This window comes from Geobacter psychrophilus, assembly GCF_056821595.1.
The window spans coordinates 1,320,069-1,342,668 of the sequence record NZ_JBXDTU010000004.1 but is presented as its reverse complement, the minus strand read 5'-3'; the positions used below and the strand labels follow the sequence as shown (position 1 = coordinate 1,342,668).

At 54.4% G+C, this 22,600-nt stretch carries 22 protein-coding genes and 1 tRNA gene; 9 read left to right on the top strand and 14 right to left on the bottom strand.

The window, feature by feature from the left end:
• The first annotated feature begins 29 nt into the window (after positions 1-29).
• From gatA to ACOCF6_RS08585, 8 genes are all read left to right on the top strand, one after another.
• Positions 30-1,487, top strand: a complete 1,458-nt coding sequence (gatA, locus tag ACOCF6_RS08620; RefSeq protein ID WP_482459973.1) for an Asp-tRNA(Asn)/Glu-tRNA(Gln) amidotransferase subunit GatA — start codon at positions 30-32, stop codon at positions 1,485-1,487.
• Positions 1,487-3,007 carry an Asp-tRNA(Asn)/Glu-tRNA(Gln) amidotransferase subunit GatB gene (gene gatB, locus ACOCF6_RS08615; RefSeq protein ID WP_482463308.1) on the top strand — a complete coding sequence of 507 codons (1,521 nt, stop codon included), beginning with the start codon at positions 1,487-1,489 and terminating at the stop codon, positions 3,005-3,007. Before gatA ends, gatB begins: the two co-directional genes overlap by 1 nt.
• A 14-nt stretch (positions 3,008-3,021) precedes the next feature.
• Positions 3,022-3,384, top strand: a complete 363-nt coding sequence (locus ACOCF6_RS08610; protein WP_482459972.1) for a response regulator — start codon at positions 3,022-3,024, stop codon at positions 3,382-3,384.
• A gap of 3 nt (positions 3,385-3,387) precedes the next feature.
• Positions 3,388-5,016 carry a chemotaxis protein CheA gene (locus ACOCF6_RS08605; RefSeq protein ID WP_482459971.1) on the top strand — a complete coding sequence of 543 codons (1,629 nt, stop codon included), beginning with the start codon at positions 3,388-3,390 and terminating at the stop codon, positions 5,014-5,016.
• A gap of 120 nt (positions 5,017-5,136) precedes the next feature.
• Positions 5,137-5,847, top strand: a complete 711-nt coding sequence (locus ACOCF6_RS08600; protein WP_482463306.1) for a LolA family protein — start codon at positions 5,137-5,139, stop codon at positions 5,845-5,847.
• A 34-nt stretch (positions 5,848-5,881) separates the two neighbouring features.
• Positions 5,882-6,367, top strand: a complete 486-nt coding sequence (locus tag ACOCF6_RS08595; RefSeq protein ID WP_482459970.1) for a YajQ family cyclic di-GMP-binding protein — start codon at positions 5,882-5,884, stop codon at positions 6,365-6,367.
• Between the two features lie 45 nt (positions 6,368-6,412).
• Positions 6,413-7,729, top strand: coding sequence for a 30S ribosomal protein S12 methylthiotransferase RimO (gene rimO, locus ACOCF6_RS08590; protein ID WP_482463304.1), 1,317 nt, complete (start codon positions 6,413-6,415; stop codon positions 7,727-7,729).
• A gap of 96 nt (positions 7,730-7,825) precedes the next feature.
• Positions 7,826-8,266, top strand: coding sequence for a TraR/DksA family transcriptional regulator (locus tag ACOCF6_RS08585; protein WP_482459969.1), 441 nt, complete (start codon positions 7,826-7,828; stop codon positions 8,264-8,266).
• Here ACOCF6_RS08585 and ACOCF6_RS08580 read toward each other — a convergent pair.
• Positions 8,263-9,402, bottom strand: coding sequence for a DUF362 domain-containing protein (locus ACOCF6_RS08580; protein ID WP_482459968.1), 1,140 nt, complete (start codon positions 9,400-9,402; stop codon positions 8,263-8,265). The genes ACOCF6_RS08585 and ACOCF6_RS08580 overlap by 4 nt on opposite strands.
• Positions 9,403-9,568: 166 nt before the next feature.
• On the opposite strand from ACOCF6_RS08580, the gene ACOCF6_RS08575 reads away from it, so the two are divergent.
• Positions 9,569-9,644: transfer RNA gene (locus ACOCF6_RS08575), tRNA-Lys, on the top strand.
• A gap of 186 nt (positions 9,645-9,830) precedes the next feature.
• Here ACOCF6_RS08575 and ACOCF6_RS08570 read toward each other — a convergent pair.
• The 13 genes from ACOCF6_RS08570 to ACOCF6_RS08510 form a co-directional block, all read right to left on the bottom strand.
• A complete protein-coding gene (locus ACOCF6_RS08570; protein ID WP_482459967.1) occupies positions 9,831-10,034 on the bottom strand; it encodes a hypothetical protein in 204 nt (67 codons plus the stop codon).
• A gap of 327 nt (positions 10,035-10,361) precedes the next feature.
• On the bottom strand, positions 10,362-10,601 hold the full coding sequence (locus tag ACOCF6_RS08565) for a DNA adenine methylase (protein WP_482459966.1): 240 nt from the start codon (positions 10,599-10,601) through the stop codon (positions 10,362-10,364).
• A gap of 309 nt (positions 10,602-10,910) precedes the next feature.
• Entirely contained in the window at positions 10,911-11,066 is a 156-nt protein-coding gene (locus tag ACOCF6_RS08560; protein ID WP_482459965.1) for a hypothetical protein, read from the bottom strand.
• Positions 11,067-11,083: 17 nt separating this feature from the next.
• Positions 11,084-11,425: a hypothetical protein gene (locus tag ACOCF6_RS08555; RefSeq protein WP_482459964.1), complete on the bottom strand. Its 342-nt coding sequence runs from the start codon at positions 11,423-11,425 to the stop codon at positions 11,084-11,086.
• Positions 11,425-11,793 (bottom strand): hypothetical protein, encoded by a 369-nt coding sequence (locus tag ACOCF6_RS08550; protein WP_482459963.1) that lies wholly within the window; start codon positions 11,791-11,793, stop codon positions 11,425-11,427. Before ACOCF6_RS08550 ends, ACOCF6_RS08555 begins: the two co-directional genes overlap by 1 nt.
• 8 nt (positions 11,794-11,801) lie before the next feature.
• Positions 11,802-15,671, bottom strand: a complete 3,870-nt coding sequence (gene gpJ / locus ACOCF6_RS08545; protein ID WP_482459962.1) for a TipJ family phage tail tip protein — start codon at positions 15,669-15,671, stop codon at positions 11,802-11,804.
• A 221-nt stretch (positions 15,672-15,892) separates the two neighbouring features.
• Positions 15,893-16,279: a C40 family peptidase gene (locus ACOCF6_RS08540; RefSeq protein ID WP_482459961.1), complete on the bottom strand. Its 387-nt coding sequence runs from the start codon at positions 16,277-16,279 to the stop codon at positions 15,893-15,895.
• Positions 16,276-16,893, bottom strand: coding sequence for a phage minor tail protein L (locus ACOCF6_RS08535; RefSeq protein WP_482459960.1), 618 nt, complete (start codon positions 16,891-16,893; stop codon positions 16,276-16,278). The genes ACOCF6_RS08540 and ACOCF6_RS08535 overlap by 4 nt, the downstream gene beginning before the upstream one ends.
• Complete coding sequence (locus tag ACOCF6_RS08530; RefSeq protein WP_482459959.1) at positions 16,893-17,252, bottom strand: hypothetical protein; 360 nt, start codon at positions 17,250-17,252, stop codon at positions 16,893-16,895. The genes ACOCF6_RS08535 and ACOCF6_RS08530 overlap by 1 nt, the downstream gene beginning before the upstream one ends.
• On the bottom strand, positions 17,252-20,563 hold the full coding sequence (locus ACOCF6_RS08525) for a phage tail tape measure C-terminal domain-containing protein (protein ID WP_482459958.1): 3,312 nt from the start codon (positions 20,561-20,563) through the stop codon (positions 17,252-17,254). The genes ACOCF6_RS08530 and ACOCF6_RS08525 overlap by 1 nt, the downstream gene beginning before the upstream one ends.
• A gap of 185 nt (positions 20,564-20,748) precedes the next feature.
• A complete protein-coding gene (locus ACOCF6_RS08520) occupies positions 20,749-21,333 on the bottom strand; it encodes a hypothetical protein (RefSeq protein ID WP_482459957.1) in 585 nt (194 codons plus the stop codon).
• Between the two features lie 156 nt (positions 21,334-21,489).
• Entirely contained in the window at positions 21,490-22,431 is a 942-nt protein-coding gene (locus ACOCF6_RS08515; protein WP_482459956.1) for a hypothetical protein, read from the bottom strand.
• Positions 22,415-22,594, bottom strand: a complete 180-nt coding sequence (locus ACOCF6_RS08510; RefSeq protein WP_482459955.1) for a hypothetical protein — start codon at positions 22,592-22,594, stop codon at positions 22,415-22,417. The genes ACOCF6_RS08515 and ACOCF6_RS08510 overlap by 17 nt, the downstream gene beginning before the upstream one ends.
• Positions 22,595-22,600 lie beyond the last annotated feature (6 nt).

The following is a 22,600-nucleotide window of genomic DNA, read 5'->3' as shown; positions in this document are numbered from 1 at the left end:
CATTAATCCGAATCGGAGACAGCATCCGCATGAATATATGTGATCTGACCATACACGAACTGCATAGCAGGCTGAAATCAAAGGCGGTCTCTTCCCTTGAGGCGACCAAGGCCATGCTGGACCGAATCAAGGAGGTTGAGCCGCAGGTTGGTTCCTTTATCACGGTCACCCCGGAAAAGGCCCTGGCTGACGCCGAGTCCGCTGACAAGCGGATTGCTTCCGGCACAATGGATGTACTGACCGGTATCCCGCTGGCTCTCAAGGATATCTTTCTGACCAAGGATATTCGCACGACCTGCGGTTCGCGCATTCTGCACAATTTTGTGCCCCCCTACAATGCCAGCTCCTATGAAAAACTCATGGAACGGGGCGTTGTTCTGCTGGGAAAACTCAATCAGGATGAGTTTGCCATGGGTTCATCGAACGAGTCCAGTGCCTTTGGCACCACGCGTAATCCCTGGGACATTACGCGGATTCCGGGTGGCTCCTCGGGCGGCTCGGCTGCTGCAGTCGCCGCCCGTCAGGCCACGGCCACCCTGGGCACCGATACGGGTGGATCCATTCGTCAGCCGGCTTCCCACTGCGGTTGTGTCGGCCTCAAGCCGACCTACGGCCGCGTATCGCGTTACGGAGTCATCGCTTATGCATCTTCTCTGGACCAGGTCGGTCCGCTGACCCGGGATGTCACTGACAGCGCTATCCTGCTGGGGGCCCTGGCCGGTCATGATCCCAAGGATTCCACCAGTGTCGATACAGCGGTGCCGGACTATCGTGCGGCTTTGACCGGCAATGTCAAGGGGCTGCGCATCGGCCTGCCGAAAGAATATTTTATTGATGGACTGGATGCTGACGTGCAAACTGCCATGAACCAGGCCATTGCGACCTATCGCAGCCTGGGTGCCGAGTTCGTCGACATTTCGCTGCCTAATACCGATTATGCGGTGGCAACCTATTACCTGGTCGCCACGGCTGAGGCCAGCTCAAACCTGGCGCGTTACGACGGCGTCCGCTTCGGCCTTCGCGCCGAGGGTGCGTCCGGCCTGCTTGATATGTATACCAGGAGCCGCAGCGAGGGGTTCGGGGCCGAAGTCAAGCGGCGCATCATGATCGGGACCTATGCCCTCTCATCCGGCTACTACGATGCCTACTACGTCAAGGCCCAGAAGGTGAGGACCCTGATCATGCGGGACTTTATCCGGGCTTTCGAGGATGTGGATGTGATTCTGACCCCGGTGGCACCCACCCCAGCTTTCAAAATCGGTGAAAAGGTCAATGATCCGCTGCAGATGTACCTGTCGGACATATTCACCATTCCGGTCAACCTGGCCGGCACCTGTGCCCTGTCTGTGCCAGCGGGAATCAGCTCCACTGGAATGCCGATCGGCCTGCAACTGGTCGGAAAGCCGTTCGACGAGGCTACGATCCTGCGTGCAGCCCACGCCTTTGAACAGGCCACCGAGTGGCATACCAGAAAGGCGGTGATCTGATGCGCTACCAACCGGTTATCGGTCTTGAGGTTCACGTCCAGCTCAAGACGGATTCAAAGATTTTCTGCGGCTGTTCCACGGCATTCGGTTCCGAGCCCAATTCACAGACCTGCCCGGTCTGCCTGGCGCTGCCCGGCGCACTTCCGGTGCTGAACAAAAAGGTAGTCGAATTCGCTATCCAGGCTGGACTGTCCACCAACTGTTCCATCACCCCCCGCAGCATCTTTGCCCGCAAGAATTATTTCTACCCTGATCTACCCAAGGGCTATCAGATCAGCCAGTTTGAGGATCCGATCTGCCAGCACGGCTGGCTGGACATCCAAGTCGAAGGGCAGGAATTAAGCCCTGAAAAACAGGATAAGTGCGTTAACGAAGTTATTTCCTGCCAGAAAAGCGCAAAAAATAACTTCTCACGCACTAAACGGATCGGCATCACCCGTATCCATATGGAGGAGGATGCCGGCAAGCTGGTGCACAATGATGTCTCCGGTCTTGGGGACGGCTCCGGTGTTGACCTGAACCGCGCCTGCACACCACTGCTGGAGGTGGTTTCCGAACCGGATCTGCGTTCGTCCGATGAGGCGGTCTCCTATCTGAAACAGCTCCATCAGATTGTGACCTGGCTCGGCATCTGTGACGGAAACATGGAAGAGGGCAGCTTCCGCTGTGACGCCAATGTGTCCGTCATGCCGCTGGGTTCCGAGACACTCGGAACGCGGGCCGAAATCAAGAACGTCAATTCCTTCAAGTTTGTCAAACAGGCCATCGAGTACGAGATCCAGCGCCAGATCGACCTGATCGAGGATGGCGGTACGGTGGTACAGGAAACGCGCCTGTTCGATCCCAACTCCGGCACGACCCGCTCCATGCGCAGCAAGGAGGAGGCCCACGATTACCGTTATTTCCCCGATCCTGACCTGGTGCCGCTGGTGATTGACGATGCCTGGGTGCAGCGGACGCGGGCTGCGTTGCCTGAGCTGCCGGAACAGCGAAAACAGCGCTTCATGACCGACTGGTCCCTGTCTGCCTACGATGCCGAGGTGCTGACCGCCAGCCGCGCGCTGGCGGAGTATTTTGAGGCCTGCGTTGCGCTCCATGACAATGCCAAGGCGGTCTCCAACTGGATCATGGGTGAGATCACCCGCGCCTTGAATGACTCCGGCACATACATTGATCGCTGCCCGGTCACGCCGCAACTCCTGGTGGAGTTGCTCAAGCTGATCGAAGGCGGAACCATCTCCGGCAAGATCGCCAAAACGGTCTTCGACGAGATATGGCAGAGCGGCAAGGCCCCGGCTGTCATCGTACAGGAGCAGGGGCTGGTCCAGGTTTCCGACAGCGGGGCCATCGAAGCGATTATCGATGAGATTCTGACCCGGGAAGCCGGCCAGGTTGCGGAGTATCGCTCAGGCAAGGACAAGCTGTTCGGATTCTTTGTCGGGCAGGTTATGAAGGCCAGCAAGGGCAAGGCCAATCCGGCTGTGGTAAATGAGCTGTTGTTGAGTAAACTCAAGGGGTAGCAGCGGAGGTAGGTATGAGCGCGACTGTCATGATCGTCGATGATGCCGTTTTTATGCGCAGTATCATGCGCGGCATCATCCAGGACAAGGGGTACACCGTTGTCGCCGAGGCCGCCAGTGGCATTGAGGCCATGAAGCACCTGCTTACCTTTAATCCGGATATCATCATCCTGGATATCATTCTGCCTGACGCAAACGGGCTTGACCTGCTGGAGACCATCCTCGAGGCTCGCCCCAGGACAAAGGTCGTGGTCTGCTCGTCCCTCAGCCAGGAGCAGATTGTGAAAAAGGCCCTGGATCACGGGGCAAAGGCCTTTATTCAGAAACCCTTTACCCCCGAAAAGGTTATTGAGGTGTTGCAGAGCCTGGAGGATTAGAGCATGGACATGTCCCAGTACCGGGATCTGTTCGTCTCAGAGTCCCGGGGACACCTGAGCGCGTTCAACGAACTGATCGTTCAGCTAGAGGAGAATGTTTCCGATCGGGACGCCATTGATGAGATCTTCCGTCATGCCCACTCCCTCAAGGGGATGGCCGCCACCATGCAGTTTGATGCCATCACCGCTCTGGCTCATCGTATGGAGGATCTGTTAAGCAGGGTCCGCAACGATGAGTTTCCCTTCTCTGCAGACATGGCTGATCTCCTGCTGGAGGGGGGCGATCTCCTCTCCGGCATGGTTTCCGTTATCGAAAACGGAGACGGGCAGCAGCCTGACGCAAGTGATCTGATCGATCGTTTGACATCGTTTACGCCTGATTCAGCGGATCGCGTCCAGGGAGAACAGCCGCCACCCGCCGATGCAGCTGCTGCAGACATATCCGCGGATTCTCCGCACAAGAAACATCAGTTCCGGCACACGGACTCTTTCAAAAGTGTCCGCGTTAAAACCGATATACTTGATCGCCTGGTCAATATAACCGGCGAGCTTATCACAACCCGTCACCGCTTGACTGATCAGGCCCGCCGTCATTCCGGTGCAGCGCTGGATGAACCGCTTCACCAGCTTTCGGCGCTCCTGCGGGAACTGCGGGACGAAGTGTTTCAGGCCCGCATGCTCCCTTTTGCCTTTGCCGCAGAACGTTTCCCCCGCCTGGTGCGTGACCTGGCCCGAAAGCAGGGCAAGGATGTCGCTCTCCTGATCGAAGGCAGGGATATCGAACTTGACCGGGGCATCCTGGAAGAGATTACCGAGCCGCTGGTTCACATCCTGCGCAATGCGGTTGACCATGGCATGGATACACCCGATGAGCGCGTTGCGGCGGGCAAGCCGCATGCTGGAACGATTAGCATCAGTGTTACCCGGGATAAGGACCATGTGGATATCATGGTACATGATGACGGCCGTGGCATGGACCCCGCGCATATTACCGAAAAGGCGCTTGAGAAGGGGATCCTTACCGCTGCGCAGGCGCGGCGGCTTTCCCCGCAGGAGACCCTGATGCTGGTTTGTGCCCCCGGGTTTTCCACCGCTGCGGAGGTCAGCGACATCTCCGGCCGGGGCGTCGGAATGGACGCGGTCAGAACGGCTGTTCATGTCTTGGGCGGCACCCTGTCCATTGAGTCGGAATGCGGCCGGGGCAGCCGCTTCACCCTGCGGCTTCCCATTACGGTTTCCATTATCCATGCACTGCTGGTGGACTGCGGCAAGCTGACGATAGCCTTCCCGGTCAATGCCGTCGCCCGAACAATCGAACTCAAGCGCAGCGACATCTTTGAGGACCATGGCCGCAAGGTCTTTTTGCTTGCAGGCCGGCCTGTGCCGGTCAAGAGCCTTAACCGGCTGCTCGGTCAGGAAATCGCTCAAGGGGCCGGGCCGATTATTCCGGCGGTCGTGACAGAGGCCGGCGGCAGCCCGGTGGGTCTGGTTACGGACAGGCTGCTGGGGCAGCAGGAAATATTTGTTAAGCCGCTGGGCATCCCTCTGGGGCGCATGAAGGGTCTTACCGGCGGGGCCATCACCGGCGACGGCCGGATCGTTTTTGTCGTGGATGCCAGCGCCCTGGCGTGAACGTCAGTTGTGACACACTCGCGGTACTGATCGATAGCGGTTGCGATACCAGCGTGCTTATGGCACATTACGAAGCTGGAAATAGATTGATGAGTGTAAAAGGTGACCATCTTGAAAAACATGATACGTACCGCGATAATGTTGATGCTCATGGTGCCGCTTTCCGCACCCGTGTGGGGAGCTGAAAAAAAGGCTGCCTTGAAGGATGTGGTTTCGGCCCTGGAAAAGGGGTATTCCTCGTTGCAGGATGTCCAGGCCGACTTTGCACAGAAAACAATCATTGCCGGCATCAACCGCGAGCAAAAAGGGAGTGGTGAGCTGCTGCTGAAAAAACCGGCCTCTGCCACCGCCATGTTCCGTTTCAACTACACAAAACCGAAACAGCAGATTGTCTCCAACGGCAAACAGGTCTGGTTCTATCTTGCAGAAAACAAGCAGGTCATGGTTTCCCCGGTGGCTGACATGTTCAAGGGGGGTAATTCCATTGCCCTGAATTACCTGACGGGACTGGGACATGTGTCCCGTGATTTTGATGCAAGCTTTGCAAAAGAGACTCAGGACAAGAACGGCAATTATCTGCTTGAGCTGGTACCGAAGAGCCCGTCCGCCGTACTGGCACGGCTGCAGCTGACCGTCTCTGCCGCAGCCGTGGAGAGCTTTTTGCGGGACGGCAGCGTGCAGGATATCTTTCCCGTGCTGGCCTCTGTTATCCACGATGCCGGGGGTAATCAGACCCGCATCGAGTACAGTCGCGTCAGGGTCAACAAGGGGCTGGCCAACAGCGCCTTCAGTTTCAAAATCCCGAAAGGGGTCGAGGTCATAAAACCGTAAGTACATTTATCAATACAGTTTTGTGGAGGATTGTATGCCGTCATTCGACATTGTTTCAAAGGTTGATATGCAGGAGGTAGATAACGCCGTCAATCAGGCGGTCAAGGAGATCGGTCAGCGTTACGATTTCAAGGGGTCCAAGTGCCAGATCACCCCGGAAAAAGATTCGGTCAAGATCCTGGCCGACGATGACTACAAGTTGAAGGCGGTAATTGACGTGCTGCAGTCCAAATTCCTCAAGCGCAACATCTCCGTCAAGGCATTACAGTACGGCAAGGTCGAGCCGGCCTCGGGCGGCCTGGTACGCCAGGTCATCACGGTCCAGCAGGGCATATCCAAGGAGAAGGCCAAGGATATCATTGCCGTTATCAAGGAGGCCAAACTCAAGGTGCAGGCCCAGATCCAGGATGACCAGGTGCGGGTGACCGGAAAAAACCGTGACGATCTTCAGGAAGCGATCCAGCTCCTCAAGGGCAAGGATCTGGATGTGGAGATGCAGTTTTTGAATTTCAGGGAATAAGTGAGAGAGGGTACATTGAGCGATACTGTAAAACAGAAAGTCAGCATGGTCAGCCTGGGCTGCCCCAAGAACCTGGTGGATGCCGAGGTCATGCTGGGCGTGCTCTCCAAGCAGGAGTACGAGATAACAACCGATGAGAAGGATGCCGATGTCATCATCGTCAACACCTGTTCCTTTATCAAAGAGGCCAAACAGGAAAGTATCGATGCCATCCTGGATCTGGCCGAACGCAAGCGCGATGGACGCTGTCATACCCTGATCGTCTCAGGCTGCCTGCCGCAGCGCTATCAGGAGGAGCTGGCACAGGAGCTGCCCGAGGTGGACATCTTCATCGGTACCGGTGATTATCCCCGGATTGCCGAGATATTGGCCGAGAAGGGCGGGACTGAGGGACAGCTGCGCTATGTTGGTGACCCTGATTACGTCTATGATGAGTCCCTGCCGCGACTCAATTCGTCGCCGGCCTGGTACTCCTACCTGAAGATCGGCGAGGGCTGCTCCAACTGCTGTTCCTACTGCATCATCCCGCAGCTGCGCGGCGCCTATCGCTCCCGTCCGCTGGAGGCGCTGGTGGCGGAGGCAGAACGGCTGGTGGCCCGTGGTGTCAAGGAAATCAACGTGATTTCCCAGGACATTACCCGCTACGGCAGCGATCTGGAGGATGGCGCTACCCTGGAGACGCTGGTGCGCCGCCTGGCCGCTATTGAAGGTCTGCGCTGGATCCGTCTGCTGTATGCCTACCCGGACGGCATCACCGACAGCATGATCGAACTGATCCGTGATGAGCCCAAGGTCTGCAAGTATCTGGATATACCGATCCAGCATATCAGTGACCCGGTACTCAAGGCCATGAAGCGGCGCAGCAGCGAACAGCAGATTCGTGACCTGATCGCCCGGCTGCGGAAGGAAATCCCGTCCATCACCTTGCGCACGTCGCTGATTGTCGGTTTCCCCGGTGAAACGGTCGACGATTTTAACACCCTGATGCATTTCATTGAGCATACCCATTTTGACCGTCTGGGGGTTTTCTGTTATTCCAAGGAGGAAGGCACCCCGGCCGCGGCGCTGCCCGATCAGGTGTCGGAGCGGGTCAAGCGCGAGCGCTACCGCAAGCTGATGCGTGCCCAGGCCCGGCTTTCGTTCCGTCGCAACCGTGCCCTGATCGGCCAGACCGAAGAGGTTATTGTCGAGGGTTACAGCGAAGAGACCGAACTGCTTCTCAAGGGGCGCTCGTCCCGGCAGGCCCCGGATATTGATGGCCAGGTGTACATCACTGCCGGTACGGCCGATGTTGGAGACATCGTCCTTCTGCGGATAACCGATTCATCAGATTATGATCTGATCGGAGAGATGGTCGACTGATATTTCTTTTGGCTTGACAACTCAGCTGTTATCTGCAATATTTTGCCCCCTTTTTCCGGGTAAGGTAAATGACAGGCAGTCCACGGGAGTATCTACATGGCGACAAAGCCGAAGAAGCAGAAATGGCAAGAAATCCGGGATATCCTGCTGCAGATGAAAGAGGATACCCTGCGAGAGATAGCAAAATCGCTCAAAAATGGTGCCGATTCCGCATTGATCAGCGAACCGAGTGGTGACATCTACGATCAGGCCTCGTCCGAGCGTGATCGGGAGCTTGGTCTTCTGCTGGGTGATCGTGAGCGGGAGAAGGTGCATGCCATAGATGAGGCCCTGCTGCGCATCGATGAGAATGAATACGGGGTCTGCGAGGAGTGCGAGGAGGAAATCCCTCTAGGCCGGCTGAAGGCCATGCCGTTCGCGCGTCATTGCGTCAAATGCAAATCGGATCTGGAGAAGCTACAGGCCCAGACCAAACGTTTTGAAGAGGAGCGCGCCTACCGTGAAATCCCGCTCGGTTCCGAAGAGGAAGACGCCTAGCGCCTGCGCCCGGCCAGGGCGGAAACGATTTTCAGCATAAGGCTCCGGCGCACCTGCATGGCATCGTGGGGGCAAAGCTCGCGACAACACCAGCATCGAATACAGCGCTCCTGATCAACCGTCAGGGCGCTGTTTTTTATTTCTATGGCCCCAGGCGGACAGGCCTCCCGGCAAATTCCGCACAGAACGCACAGCTCCCGGTCGGCAATCGGGAACGCTGTCAGCTGGTGCTTGAGCAGGGTGCTCATAAACTTCGGCAGCCCAAACTGTGTGTCCAGGCCGCTGGGCAGTCTGAATGGGTGTGATGGAAAGCCGTCTAGGGGGGCACCGATGATCTCCAGCTGATCCCACACGGTCCCGGCCAGGCCCATACGGCGTGCCTCGAGCTCCACAGGCAGCATTTCCGCCGGAATACCCGCCAGGCGTCCTGCTACCGTATCAACTGCCACCGGGTTTACGCCGGCAAGCAGTGCCCCCACCTGCAGCGGGTCCCCGCTCCCCGGTCCGTTGCCCTCCATGGCGACAATCGCGTCCACAATATTCAATACCGGTTTTTTCAGCAGGTAGATTTCCAGCAGCAGACGGGCGAACTGTTCCCGCGAAGCACCGGCCTTGAGGTGCCAGCCGGCTTTCTCGGCCCCGACGACCGCTCCGAACAGGTTCTTTACGGCGCAGGTCATGGTCATCATCTCGTGGGTCTTAAGTTTGGGCAGATTGATGATCTTGTCAGCCTCCCAGTAGGTCCGAGCCAGTGTAATGCGGCGGAAGGTGCCGCTACCGGGCAGATCAACGGTGGCTGCGAATTCTACCAGTTCGGCGCCACTGTCCGCAGCGGCACGAGCAATCCCGCTCTTGTCGGCAACCCGTTGGAATCCTCCGATCCCAGGGCTGTCGCCGATCAGCGCCTGACCGCCTGCTTCGCGGACCAGTTCGGCCACGACACGCACGACGGCCGGATGGGTGGTGACGGCCTGTTCGGGTGTTTTGACTGATAGCATATTGGGTTTAAGCAGTATTCGCTCGCCGGGGTAGACAAATGCACTCATGCCGCCGAGCGGTTCAAGAAGCTGGTAAATCGCCGCCCGAACGCGGGAAAGATCATAATCGTCGCATCTGGTGAGTGACACCAAATTCATCGGAAGCTCCTTGCATGGTCTTGAAAAAAGACAGTTACAGATTCATTCCAAACTATCCGATGGTGCTGGCAAGTGCAAGTCTGTATGGAATGTAACTAAAAAATATATAAGACTGGAAAAAAGTATTGACTTGGTGGCGCAGCTGCGGTATAAACTCAATTCTTTCGAGCCGCTAGCTCAGTCGGTAGAGCACCTGACTTTTAATCAGGTGGTCGTTGGTTCGACCCCAACGCGGCTCACCAAACATTACAGGGCGTTACGATCTGATCGTAACGCCCTTTTTGTTGTTTTGATTGTCGCTGCGGTCCAGCGGTGTGTAACGCGACACATGATCCGCGAAACGCGGACACATGCTTTCTGTAAAAAATTGCACAAAATAAAGGGGCTTTAAAGGGGGTAATTTAACACCACTTAAAGCCCCTCTTTATTTACCAGTTTTTAAAGATCAGTTCCTTCCTTTTTGCACCCTTCCCAGCCCCGCCGATCGTGTAGTTTATATCCACGACTTCCATCTCAAATGCCTGGAAAATTGTCCTCATCTTTGGGTGGTCATTGATGGTCAATATCGCTGAGCCTTTCATCGTCATCATGGCCTCTGCGATCTTGTAGTATTCCTCCAGGGGGAACGGCACGCCGTATCCTTCGGTCTCCCAATAGGGAGGATCCATGAAATGGAGAGTATAGTCGCGGTCCCATTTAGTCAGACAGCTCTGCCAGTCCAGGTGTTCAACCCACACCCGAGACAGTCGTAAATGGGCCTGGCTCAGATCCTCCTCCAATCGCAGATAATTGAACCTGGGCGCGGAGCTGGGTGAGGTGCCAAACGTTTGCCCGGTTACCTTGGCAGCGAAAGAAAGCTTTTGGATGTACAGATAACGAGCAGCTCTCTGGATATCGGTCAGGACTTCCGGAGGCGTCTCTTTGGCCCATTCAAACAGCTGCCGACTGACCAGGGCATTTTAAAACTGCCGCAAGAACTCCTCCAGGTGGTTCTTTACCACCCGATAGAGATTGATCACTTCGCCGTTGACGTCGTTTAGAACCTCGACTTCGGCCGGTTGTCTGAGAAAGAACATGGAACCGCCGCCTGCAAACTCTTCGACATAACAGGAATGCGGCCGGCTGGTGATAAGTGGAATCAGTTTCTTTGCCAGGCGGCGTTTCCCGCCCGGCCATGCCAATATAGGATAATGCCTCATTGTGAGTGCCTCCATTGATGTTTGAGTAGGTTTATGGTAGGCTCCCCTCGCCGCGATCGTGGTGGGGTAGCCTTGGCTGGCTCACAGCTCTACTGTGTGTTGGCGGCCGGTCTGTGTTAGCGCGCAGGCCGGTCGCTGCCTCTTCTGTTTTATCTCCCAATACAACTAAACCGCAGTGGCCACACCAGCCGGGAGTTTACGCATCAGCCCCCTACTACAGGTACGCTCTCCATCGCTTGATGTTTCTGGTATGGACCACTGCGGCTGTTGTGTCTGACTGGCCAGGTCAGACAGGATCAATAGGGCCAACTACTGGCTAACACCAACCGGCGGCCCGACGGTTAATGTCCCATTGATTTTAACGTTCTTGTAGACGACCTTGCCCAGGGCGTTCGAGGTGACAACCTGCCCGCCGTTTGATGAGGTAATCAGTATTGCCAGTGCTATGCAGATGAGTGTTTTCATAATGATCTCTCCTTTTATTATGGTGCAACGGGGGTGATAACCAAAGTTGGACCTCTGAAATAAACGAATCGTTGATTGTAGTACTCAGTCGAGATCCGGATCCGCACGCCGTTAGATGAATACCTGGCTTGAATTGCCGAATAATTACCGTAAGGGATTTTAAGAACAGGGCTTGTATTGATCTCCTGTTTCAGCTTTGCACCAGTGATGTTTCGGTTCCCGCTCAACGTGTCGTGAACATACATCCGGCTATCATCATGCAGTTGCTGGATGGTTGGTAATTCGTTCAGTTTCTGAGTCGCGGCCCAGGCCGAGGCGGTGATCAGGATCAAGGTGATTGCTATCAGTCGTATTGTCATCAGTGCACCACCTTCATAATGTCGCCAGTTCGGTACATTTCCCCAGCTGTCAGACCACCAGCCAATGCAGCGGCATTATCGGCATAGTCGGTGGGTACGGTGTTGAGTTTAATATTTCCGACAAGCGTCAAGCCGGTTGCAGTAATAAAAAACAATATTGACCACGCGGTATTATTGTAATTTCTCATATGAACAATGCTGTAATTAACTTGAGGTTGCACCCACGTCATACCAGCGTATGGAACAGCCGGAGGCGTACTCCCGAAGTTATTACTGGCCAATGCCTGCAATGCTGCATTGACTGCAGCTCTATATGCTATCCCTGTGTTAGCATCTGCAGTTGTGATGTTGTAATCATGCTGGCTCATAAGCCCTCCTATAGAGTTATAGCGGTGTCGTGAAGGTCGATATTGATACTGAGACTCGATATGGTTAATGTGTCGGGCATTTTATTTGCGAATCCAATCATGAATTCAGCTCTTTGAAACACATAATCACCGGCAAATAACGGTTGCATATCATACGGAGCACCGCTGTTTTGTGACGTCCGAATAAATAAATTAACAGTTGTTTCCGATGTGCTTTGGTCCCACCCCACAACATTGTCAATATTGTAAACTCCGTCAAAATCATTGCTCATCGATACTATATTCCATTCACATTTAGCGCTGACCCTGACGTTTTTGGGGCTGCCAAAATCAATAGCCGTACCGACTTGATACCCACCTGAAATCTCCGTTATTAAACTCCACTCCTCCGGCAGCGGAGGTGGCCCCATTGTCCAGGCAACTATCAAATTACCATTGCCATCAGGAACGCAATTGTAACCATATCCCGCCCAGGCCGGATGCTCTTCAATCAGCGTATGCGGTGTTAATCCTACAATTGACGGTATGCTGGCAATTACAACGCTGTCAGCTGTCGTTGATTCGTGCCCGGTCGTATCGATGGCCTTGATCATATAGGTGCCAGGCTGTGCAACATTCAGGTTGGCGTAATTGGCAGAGGTGCGGATTATTTCCGAACTGCCGAACCAATCTGCGCCCGTCAACAGTGGGCTGTACCTGATCAGATATTCATAGACGTCAAGATCGGCAACAGGAGTCCAGGCGAAACGGACGCCGCCGGTGTTTGCCGCTGTCGCGTAAAAATCGGATACAGATTCCGGCGGTGCAGTTTTGCCAAAAATGAATTTACGATACGGGACCAGCCCCGCCAGCGCCTGTGATTCTCCATTGAGGTTGACGCAGGCAACGGCGAAATTCCAGTAAACACCATCGGCCGGTACCGGCCATTCAAACGAGTCGGCGCTGATCGGGTTGCTGATCTTCTGAGGAGTAGTTCCATCCTGCCAGGCCCATATTTCGACCGAAGGAAATGCATAGCGGTTGACAACCGGTGTCCAGTAGATTGTGGCGATGGCTGATACTTGGCCGGAACTATATTTGCGGAGAGATTCTGAGACGGTCAGACCTATTACCGATTCAAACGGTGGCAGGCTCTGCTTGAAGGTCCGTAACGGGTCTGTGTAGTCGAGTACACCTACAATGGGGATGTTGTAATCAACGTTAAAGATGCCTTCAACGTACTCCACTGCGTTGATCATGGCTTTAAGATCGCTGTCCCTGGAGATGTTCGCCACGCGGAAGGGTTTGGCAGTTTTGAGTATTTCGCCTACGGTGAACACATCGAACGCCTGCGGTGCAGCTGGAAAGGCAGGGGAAACGGTCAGAACGCTGGTATCGCCTGGAGCGTTGGTAATATCTCGCTCGATCAGGCTATCATCAGTCATACGTACAAGGATGGCGTATTGGGTGCCAGGCTGCAGCGTGATTATCTGATCAACAGTAATGGCCACAGTGGTTGCGGATACGATTCGGCCGCCATAGCCCCACTGCGGCACGTCGTGCTGGATCAGGATCACATCGCCGATGGTACAGGCTATAGAATCGATATCAGCTCCAAAATCAATGATCCTGCTGATGTGCTGGTTATAGGCAAGCTTCCGCATAGCGCTTCGCCATGCCATAGAGGGCTTGGTGACTCCGAATAGCGACAAGTTGACCTTGCTGGTAATGTTGGTCATCTCTGCGTTAATGACTGTCAGCTTATCGCGTTGGTAGTTATTCTCCTCGTTGATGAAATCCACTTCAATCTCAGCCGCCCTATCTTCCATTGGGAGAAAGGTTTCTTTGAATGAATCCTGGTCGATATTACCCAGTGAGAATAATTGCACCGGGTCAGATGGCTTGTCGATCGATACCGTCAGCTTGATACCGTTCCAGATCGGGGCAGCATAGGCCACTGTGCAGATACGTAGGACAGCTTCCCATAGAGACATTTCACTGTCGAAACCGCCGTTGAACTCGATCCGTTTTTCGGTACCGCCTGTGCCGTCCGGCAGCAGCTCGTCGCAGTAGTCTGCCCATTCCTTGAACTTGACATGATCGATGCGGGCGGGGTTTATGCCGTCGTAACGGTACACAGCTGTTGCGTGGTCGGTAATAATGATTGAGTCGATTTCAAATACGTTGTCAGTAGGGTAGGCAAACATAAACGATAACGCTGTAATTTCACTTTCCGTCCATCCCGGCCCACCGAAATGCTGGTTTATTGACGTTGACATATCAAATACTATTTCAACGAAATCGCCTGTCCATGCCGGCTCCGGTACAGTTGCATAAAACGTATATGTCAGAGTTTCGCCAGGGACCGTGCCCAAGCAATAACCAGCCCACGACGTTCCGGATATGCGCTTGATGCGCATTTTCACTATGAAAAAACTGGCTCCGGGAAATGACAATTCGGTACGCTGGAAAGTGTTTATTGTTGTAGTAGGAGTAACTGTAATTGAATTGGCATTTACGGCCAGCGACATATTAATGCCGGTCCAGCCGTCAGCAACGCCATTGAACCCCCATGACATCGGGGTTGTAGATAAAACAGGCTGAGTCAGCACGTCGTAACAAATCCATGCCGGATTTGTGCTGTATTCACTGGTCCACGCGACCCCATTCCACACACGGACAATGGCGCATTCTGCTATGCAGGAGAAGCGCAGAGACCCTGAAAGCTGGTTAGTGGCCAGCGCACGTAATCCGACCAGTACCTGTCTCGGATAGGTAAAGGCCTGGCCAGTTACCTCTTTGACGCTGGCCAGGTATAATTCACCTAAATGACGGGTTGTAGTAAAATCAGCGGTGAGACGCTCAATTTTGATATCGTAGTAGTCTTTTTCAGGAGTGTTACCGGCGCATGTGATGCGTATAGGGTTGGCTTGTGCGCCGGAGATCACACCATAATCATGAAAACTTGTAACTATGCTTTCATTGCCTCCAATCCAGTGCCACCACTCCGTTTTGTATCCTGACAACGGCGAAAACTGTCTGAAAATTTCGCCTTCATAATGGGCGCTATAATCATTCGACCCTTCAGTTGTTTCGTGCCACACCTTGGAAACTCCGTCGGGATAGACCCAGTAACCGGAACTCCAGTGGTTATCCGCCGTCAGGCCATGCTGGTATGGTGTCTTTGAAATAACTGTCCATGCTGCATCGGTATGTTTTTTTATGGAAACACGATACTGCACAGTCAACGATGTGATCCCGCCCTGATCGTTGTAATATCCAAGACCACGCGGGAGCTGCAGTAATATCTCCAGGCTATCGAAATCATTGCCCTGAGTGGTGTAGATTACCGGACTGCTGAATGTTACAAGTCGAGATGTGCTGTATTCGACTGTTGCGTCCTTGAAGTCTGATAATACCGATTGATTGACATATCCCAGCCGAATATCCGGTGCCTGGACACCGGAAAAGTTTGCAACCGGCTGGTCATTGATTTGATAGTCTGTCAGGGATTTATACGGTCCGAGGCCCAGGTTTATGATGGCATTGACATAGCTGTTGGCCCCGGAATAATCCACATGTGCAACTATGATGTTGCCGTACAGCTTGTTTTTGCCATACCAGCGGGGGAGCACGGTGCCTTGCTGCTGGGTAGATTGTGGCGACCAGCCATATGATGGGGAATTTGTGACATTATCCCCGTATGTCTGCAATCCTCCGCCACCTGGTGTATTCGGAGCAAATGCCATGTTGACGATCATGCCGCCAACCATGGTGATAGCTGCGCCAATGATTGAAGCGGCGGCCATGCTCCCGCCGAAATATGCACCTGCGATTACGGGGGCGGCATACCAGGCAACGACCGCAATGATGACCATAGCAATCAGCCGCCCGATCATCTTGCCGTCACTGCCCCCCTGTAGCACAGGAACCGCGCTGACTATATCGCCCCCGCGAGGGATTGTGTTCAGGTCGGTGACGGTGCGGCCATTGACTGACAGGGCGAAGTCGACCGCCGCGGGCAGGTAGAGCGTCTGTAACTCTGCCAGCGTCAGACCGGATTCAATCTGTTTGGTGTCCCTGCCGGTACGCTCGAATGCGTTATGTATGGTGACCAGTGTTATCCGATCCATCGATAGTACCCCGCCAATTTGCGATTCCACACCGGACTGTCTATGCGCTCACGCGATACTCGTGTCCCTTTTGTGATGTGCAGGAATTCAAGCGGTATTGTATTAACGATTACACCCACATGAGAAACGAACGGAGGGCGTAACCTGAAGGTCACGAAGTCGCCTATTTCCGGTTTGTCGATCGATTGGAATCCCCGTTTATATCCGACTTCAAGCAGTGCATCGATTTCTGCCGGTTCTTCGCTCCAGGCTGAATCCGGAATGATTTGTCCATTACGCTGAGCCAATTCGATGCACAGTCCATAGCAGTCGAATCGCTCCGGTCCACGGCCACCCCATTCAAACTCTTTTCCAAGCAGATCGATGTATGTCATGCCAGCCTCAACGATCCGGACGCCAGACCGCGATAGCCACCAAAACGGGGGGCATTACCGTGTGCGATGCAGTCCTCAAGTGTACGCTTGCACGTTGTCAGTATTCCGGTATAGGAGCACTCGGCACCTTGGTATTGCCAGTTGCAGTGTGCCGCGATGTAGCGATGTAGCGGGAAGCGCCGCCGCAATGGGTTTGATGCGCCCAGGCTTATTTCTGCCCATTGTGCTGAGCAGGCAGCGCTGATGATGTTGAAGTCGTACATGAGCTCGGCATAGTTCTCTGTCAAAAGGCCGGCGTTGACGATGTAGAGTGTGACAGGCGCACCGATGCCGCCGCCATATTTCTCGAACTCAACCTGCAGAAAGCGGGTGACGTTGGAGATGGACAGTTTCAGCGATGGGATTTCGCCTTTGCTGCTTTCTTTTGGCAGCTCCACGTTAATTGGGCAGGCGACATATTCCCGCGTCTGAAATATGATGTCCTCATTATTGGACACCAGGTGGAACAGCGGACCGCCCAGGGATGTCAGGTCCAGGTCCAGCATGATCAACCAGGGGGAATCCTGGCCGAACTGATTCTTTGCCTGGCGGAGTGCGAGGGGGAGGCTCTTCATCAGGCTTCCTCGATCGACACTTCAACCATCCAGTGCAGGGTATTGCCTTGAGGAGAAAAGGAGAGTGGCTGAGCCAGGCGCACGTTATAGTTTGTATTGTTCATTGGATTGGGCCAGATAAAGATTGAAGAACCAACCTTAATCAGGCCTTGGAAGGTCTCAAGCGCAGCTTTATCGCTGGGGTCCAATGCATTACCGCCGGCATAACGAAAATCCCATTTCTTGGGGACACGGGTAAAGCGCGGCCGGGTTTGGGTATAGCCGGCTTCGCTTTTCGTCTTCAACGTAGGATCGTTGGCGATGCCCTCTTTCCAGCCTTCCAGGGAGGGTGTAACTGATAGTACTGGCCAGGTCAGCATCAGGCACCTCCCCTCATAGCCCAGCGGAAGGACGGGTCGTCATCCATGGCTGTCAGGACAATGGTTTTTACAGCACCGTTAAAATCGATCTTGGTGCCCCCATCGCGCTGTTTCATGGGCGTCCCGCTCTGGTTGATCAATTCGATTTTAGTGATGCCGCCAGGGCCTTCCGTCTTATTGGCAAAGCGCTCCATCAGAGCGTTGTGTTCACGATCCAGGACACGCTCTCCGGTCTGCAGGACAGCCGGTACTTCATCAGACGCCAGGCCGCCAAAGTGGAAGCGGGGCACGATCAGGCCGCCATCGTGAAATTTACCGAGTCCGGCAATATTGCCGTAAATCGATGTCCCGGTGTATGCGCCGGAAGTGTTGACTGTTCCGCCTGCAGTCGCATCCGTGCCGGTGCCGCTGCCGCTGCCGAGTATGCCGCTAATCAGGCTGCTAATGCCGGAAGCCAACCCTTGTGAGGCCTGTTGGGCCATCATGTTGGCCATGGCTTTAGCAACAGAGCTGAGAAACGATTTGACATAATCACCAAAGCTTTTCAGCTTGCCGGTCATGGCGTCGAAAAAGAAGTCGCTGAATGATGATTCCATGGCCTGGGCCGTGGTACGAGACAGCTCCACCATGCGATTGAATGGACCACCGGCTTCATCCACGTACTGCAGCAGGCCTTCGAGCAGACCACCGGCCAGATCGTTTGACAGATCCCGCGTCTGCATCTGCAGTTCGAGCAGCTTCTGATGGGTGCCGTCAATGGCAGCCTGTTGTGACAACCAGGCTTGCGGGTTTGCTGCCTTGTCGATGGCGCTCAGGTCGGCTTCCTGGATATGCAGGATCTCTTCAAGCAGTATCTTCCGGCGGCTCAAGGCAGCTGTTTTGCTGATTTCGCGGTTTTTCTCATCAGCGTCCAGCTGGGCCAGCTGGTGATTGATCTCGGCCTCACGCCGTTGGAATTCCTTGGCCCTGGTCTCCAGTCCGGCCTTTTCCAAGCGCAGGGGCGTTTTGGCGTCCAGGTTGGCCATGCGCTGCTCCAGATCCTGCAGCTCGTTTTCCTTGGCCTTCTTGCCGGGGGTGTCCAGTGTGGACTGCTTTTCGCCGAATGCTTTCCAGTAGTCGGCTTCGAGCAGGGCCTGTTCGTTGGCGATGTTTCTGCTTTCCGCATCCAGGGGAGTGATCCGGCCACGCTCCAGCAGGATCTGGTTCAGTTCTTTCTCACCGTTTAAGCGCTCTTGAAGCAGCTTTAAAGCCCCATCCCGCTCAACAGCTTCCAGCTTGCGGCGCTCCTCGATCCCGCGCAGACTTTCATCAAGCCCGGCACGCTTCAGGTCGGCCGACTTCTTTACAAAATCCACCTCCAGGCGATACCAATCGGCAACGTAGGCCTTGTGCTTGTCCGAGGCCTCTTTGGGATCCTCGATCTGGGCGGCTTCCGCTTTATACTTCTTGGTCAACTCGACCTGTTGGGCCGAGATTGCATCAAGCTCCGCTGTCAGACCCTTCTTTTGGATTTCGGCACGGGCCTGGCTGTATTCTTCCTGGCTGATCAGCCCCTGCTGGTAAGCCAGTTCCTTTTCTTTCAGACCGGTCTTGATAGCCTCGGCCTCTGTGGCTTCGCCCACCTTGTAGATGCCGGCCGATTCGGCGTAGCTATCTTCCAGGGCGGCTATGGCGGAAGCACGATCTTTTTTGATCTGATCGGGACTTTTCTTGTTAGGGCCTTTCAGGCCAAACGTACCTTCATTGGCTTTATTTTGCTTTTCCCAAAGAGCCTTATCGAAATCAAAATCACCCCAACCATAGATATTGTCGTTGGGTTCGCTACTGCGCTTCAATGCTCCGGACTTGAGTGCTGCAGCAACGTCTTTATTGTCCATTCCGGAACTGTTTTTGAAAGCGGAAAGCTTGTCAGGGCCTAGCCAGCCCAGGTCCTCTTTGCCGCCGACCGCTTTATATTGTTTCCGTACATCATCAGCATCCGTGTTGTTGTGTGCATCATAGCCAGCCTTGCCCAAAGAAAACGTAGCGGCGACCATTGCGCCGATCACCGTGGCATTGATGCTCTTGGATGCCAGAGAGAGCTCACGAACGGCAGTTGTAATCTTGCCAATACCTATAGCGACGGCCACATACATCGCAGGCTCGGCGAGTTTAACACCCCATTTAACTGCTGTTTCAAAGACCTGAACCAGCTTTTTCAAATCCTCTGCCAGTTCGCGGATCCGCGTGAGCACCTCGGGCTTTACCTGGACATCGATAATCTTGCCATTGGCGTCTTTGGTAATATTAACCAGGTCATTTGTGTACTTGATCATTTCCTTTTTCAGGAAGTCAAACATCGGCATGGAACCTTCACCCAAGGCCTTTTGGGCAACGTCCTTGAAGTTGGACCAGGCACCGTCCCAGGTGTTAGAAAACTCTCGTTCGGCATAGGTAAATCCCTCCAGGCGTTTCTTGATTTCCTGGAAGACGATCCCTTTTTCTTTCCACTTTTTAACGTCTTCGTTGGTGATCTGAAGGCTTCGGGAGAGTTGGGAATTCTGGTCGATTGTACCGGATACCAGGTCCCGAGTTTCCTGGACGATCTGGTTGATCGGCATACCCATGGATTTAACGGCATTGGTCATAAGTCCGGTCAGGTCCAAGGTCTCCCGAAAGGTCATTTTTGCGGCCAACGCTGGGGCAAGAAGCCCCTGATATGCCTGGACCAGCTCCTGATATGTGGCGGCCGTAGTCATGCCAATTTTCTGTAACTCTTTCTGCGCCTCAGCTGATATTTGCTGTGAAGCTTGCCACTTTTCTTCCCCCTGAAGTATTCGACCCTGCTGATCGGTGACCACCCCCATACTGGTGATGATCGCGCCAATACCCAGCTTTGATATTTCCAGGGTGCGGTTATAATCGATCCCAGACTCAGCCAGCTGCTTGGAGCCCATAACAGCCGTCATGATGATCGCCATCTGCACCATTTGACCCAGCATAGAATGGGCTTGACTAGCTTGGTCATGGATGTTTTTCATCCCCTGACCGCCTTTTTTACCAGCGGCGTCCAGGGAGTTACCGACAGATCCGGCGGTTTTGTCGACTTGGCCCAGGGCACTGCTGCCCTTCTTGCCGGCAACATCAAGAGCATTTCCAGCGGCCGTGCCTGCGGCCGCTGTCTTATCTAGCGCCTGGACAGGTTTACCGTAAGCATCATACAGAGTACCCGCCTGAGCCTTGGCCTTTTCAACCTGCCCCGACAGCTCGTTCCAAGCCCCCTGGGTTTTGTTGAATGCTTCGATTATCAGTTGGATTCTATGATCATTCATGGTTGGTTCCCTGTATTAATTCGGACAGGTGGCGCATATCTTCGCAATCCCATCCCTAAACATCGCCGTACATTCCTCTACATCCGCCCCATGGCAATATTCGCCTATGCCCTGCTGTTTACGACTTGCCGTTGTACCTGGTCCCGCCGATTTGCCAATCTTGACGCCAAACCCGCAACACATGGCTATGACTGACTCTCGGTAGATGATCTCTCGCTCTCGGTGCTTGAGGTACGGGATGCAGTCTCGTGGTGTGTATCCCCAGAGGATGCGCTCGCTTCGGGTGATATCGCCTCCGGAGAGGATGGAGACGATGACATCGATTCCGGATGCGTCATTGTCCGGATCTGGCTGGCTGTGGCCAGAACCCCGGACAGTCTCTCCAAAATCGAGCTGACCGGGTTGCAGGACAAAAAATCGTCAATCACCCTCATAGCGGTCCCGGCATCCAGGCCGGCCTCGATGTCGTTGGCGATATCGAGCATCACCTCGTGATTTTGGTACCACTCGGGGATTTGGACACCTTCAGACCCGGCGACCGTGCGCAAGCCGAAACGCTTCCGCAGATTGCCATCCTCCTCGATCAGTATTACGGCCATAGCCAGTGGCAGCCGTGAGCCAAGAATAGCGACCAGCTGCGATATGTCCGCACCGCCTGGAATGGCCAGGCCCTTGATGATTTCCATCAGCTGTTTCCACTGGCCAAGAACCAGTGGACGTTGAGTCCATGGCTTGCCGCCGATGGTGTAGTAGTATTGTTTTTCTGACATGATGCCCCTCCTGGATGAGTATGGAGGGTAGGATACGACAGGCGGGAAGCTTGGTGGTTTAAAGCGGCTTTAAAACACAAAAGCCCCTCTCCATTGGATTCGGAGAAGGGCTTGAGTAGTTTTGTGCCTTGTACTATGTCAGGCGGGAATTGTCAATTACGAAAATTCAATTACCAGTTCATCATCACCGGTACCCATGCCCAGCTGAAAATCCGTATTGGCAATCTCCATGCCTTCCCGATCCCCTTCGCCGACTTTGGTATGTGTCAGTGTCGGGGCGGTGAATTTGACCTTGTTGTACTGGGTGGCTCCGATCGCACCGATATTCAGAGCGCCGGATGTCCCGGCCCTCCAGAGGCCGTACCAGTCGCGAGCGGCGACGGTTGTCATTTCCGGATCAAACTGTCCGGATGGGTCCCGATCAGTCAGCATGAAGGACTTGTAGCCGCTGGGGGCGTTCATATCCTCTCTGGGTGCCAGCTTGTTGCCCAAATCGATACTAAAGCTCTTTACTACCGGGGTGTAGCCTGCAACCGTCAAACCGGCGCTGATCAGCAACGGGGGGTTGTGTGTCGGAAACGTCGGAGCAAGAATTGCTGTATCGGTAACCGCATTGTAGGCCCCCAGAAAGTCGAACTCGGCGAAGATCTGCTCTCCCACTGTGCCGGAAAATTTGACCGTACCCCGTGCTCCGGTAATCATCTTACGCAGACCATCCGTATAGAGCCCCAGGGTCAGCGAAGGAAAACCGGTGCTGGCTGGTCGATAGGTTACCTTTTCGTTGCTGACCGTGGCATCCAAGGTGGCCGCGAAGCCGCAGGCGCGCAGATAGGGGTCAATGTATGGGAGGTTAAGGGCCGCAAAGGCGGCAATGCGCCCCATCAACTCGACCTTGAATGAAATGTGGGCAAGTGCCAGTCCGGGTATCTTTTTCAGCTTGGAAAGTGTCGGCAGACATGACATGCGATCCAGCATCTTGATATCAGGCGTCCACTTGGCATCGATGGCGATTATGCCGCCCTCTGCTGCAGTCAGAGTTTCCGCTGTTCCTTCAACGGCCTCAACCTTGCCGGCGAGGATTCTACGCTTTGTCAGCATTGGCATTTCCTCCCTGTTTCTTTTTGTCCGCTTTTGCGGCGGATGGTTCCTGTTCCGGCACAGGGGTTATGTCCTGTTCAACACCGTCGACCTGCTGCACAACTCGCATTACAGATGCGTCGTTGGTAGTGATGGTAATGCCGGGGGCGGCTTCTGGTTTCATACTGGT

Coding starts and splice junctions, on each gene's coding strand:
- gatA (WP_482459973.1), top strand. CDS start 30: ATGAATATATGTGATCTGACCATACACGAACTGCATAGCAGGCTGAAA.
- gatB (WP_482463308.1), top strand. CDS start 1,487: ATGCGCTACCAACCGGTTATCGGTCTTGAGGTTCACGTCCAGCTCAAG.
- ACOCF6_RS08610 (WP_482459972.1), top strand. CDS start 3,022: ATGAGCGCGACTGTCATGATCGTCGATGATGCCGTTTTTATGCGCAGT.
- ACOCF6_RS08605 (WP_482459971.1), top strand. CDS start 3,388: ATGGACATGTCCCAGTACCGGGATCTGTTCGTCTCAGAGTCCCGGGGA.
- ACOCF6_RS08600 (WP_482463306.1), top strand. CDS start 5,137: ATGATACGTACCGCGATAATGTTGATGCTCATGGTGCCGCTTTCCGCA.
- ACOCF6_RS08595 (WP_482459970.1), top strand. CDS start 5,882: ATGCCGTCATTCGACATTGTTTCAAAGGTTGATATGCAGGAGGTAGAT.
- rimO (WP_482463304.1), top strand. CDS start 6,413: ATGGTCAGCCTGGGCTGCCCCAAGAACCTGGTGGATGCCGAGGTCATG.
- ACOCF6_RS08585 (WP_482459969.1), top strand. CDS start 7,826: ATGGCGACAAAGCCGAAGAAGCAGAAATGGCAAGAAATCCGGGATATC.
- ACOCF6_RS08580 (WP_482459968.1), bottom strand. CDS start 9,402: ATGAATTTGGTGTCACTCACCAGATGCGACGATTATGATCTTTCCCGC.
- ACOCF6_RS08565 (WP_482459966.1), bottom strand. CDS start 10,601: ATGAGGCATTATCCTATATTGGCATGGCCGGGCGGGAAACGCCGCCTG.
- ACOCF6_RS08560 (WP_482459965.1), bottom strand. CDS start 11,066: ATGAAAACACTCATCTGCATAGCACTGGCAATACTGATTACCTCATCA.
- ACOCF6_RS08555 (WP_482459964.1), bottom strand. CDS start 11,425: ATGACAATACGACTGATAGCAATCACCTTGATCCTGATCACCGCCTCG.
- ACOCF6_RS08550 (WP_482459963.1), bottom strand. CDS start 11,793: ATGAGCCAGCATGATTACAACATCACAACTGCAGATGCTAACACAGGG.
- gpJ (WP_482459962.1), bottom strand. CDS start 15,671: ATGATCGGGCGGCTGATTGCTATGGTCATCATTGCGGTCGTTGCCTGG.
- ACOCF6_RS08540 (WP_482459961.1), bottom strand. CDS start 16,279: ATGACATACATCGATCTGCTTGGAAAAGAGTTTGAATGGGGTGGCCGT.
- ACOCF6_RS08535 (WP_482459960.1), bottom strand. CDS start 16,893: ATGAAGAGCCTCCCCCTCGCACTCCGCCAGGCAAAGAATCAGTTCGGC.
- ACOCF6_RS08530 (WP_482459959.1), bottom strand. CDS start 17,252: ATGCTGACCTGGCCAGTACTATCAGTTACACCCTCCCTGGAAGGCTGG.
- ACOCF6_RS08525 (WP_482459958.1), bottom strand. CDS start 20,563: ATGAATGATCATAGAATCCAACTGATAATCGAAGCATTCAACAAAACC.
- ACOCF6_RS08520 (WP_482459957.1), bottom strand. CDS start 21,333: ATGTCAGAAAAACAATACTACTACACCATCGGCGGCAAGCCATGGACT.
- ACOCF6_RS08515 (WP_482459956.1), bottom strand. CDS start 22,431: ATGCTGACAAAGCGTAGAATCCTCGCCGGCAAGGTTGAGGCCGTTGAA.
- ACOCF6_RS08510 (WP_482459955.1), bottom strand. CDS start 22,594: ATGAAACCAGAAGCCGCCCCCGGCATTACCATCACTACCAACGACGCA.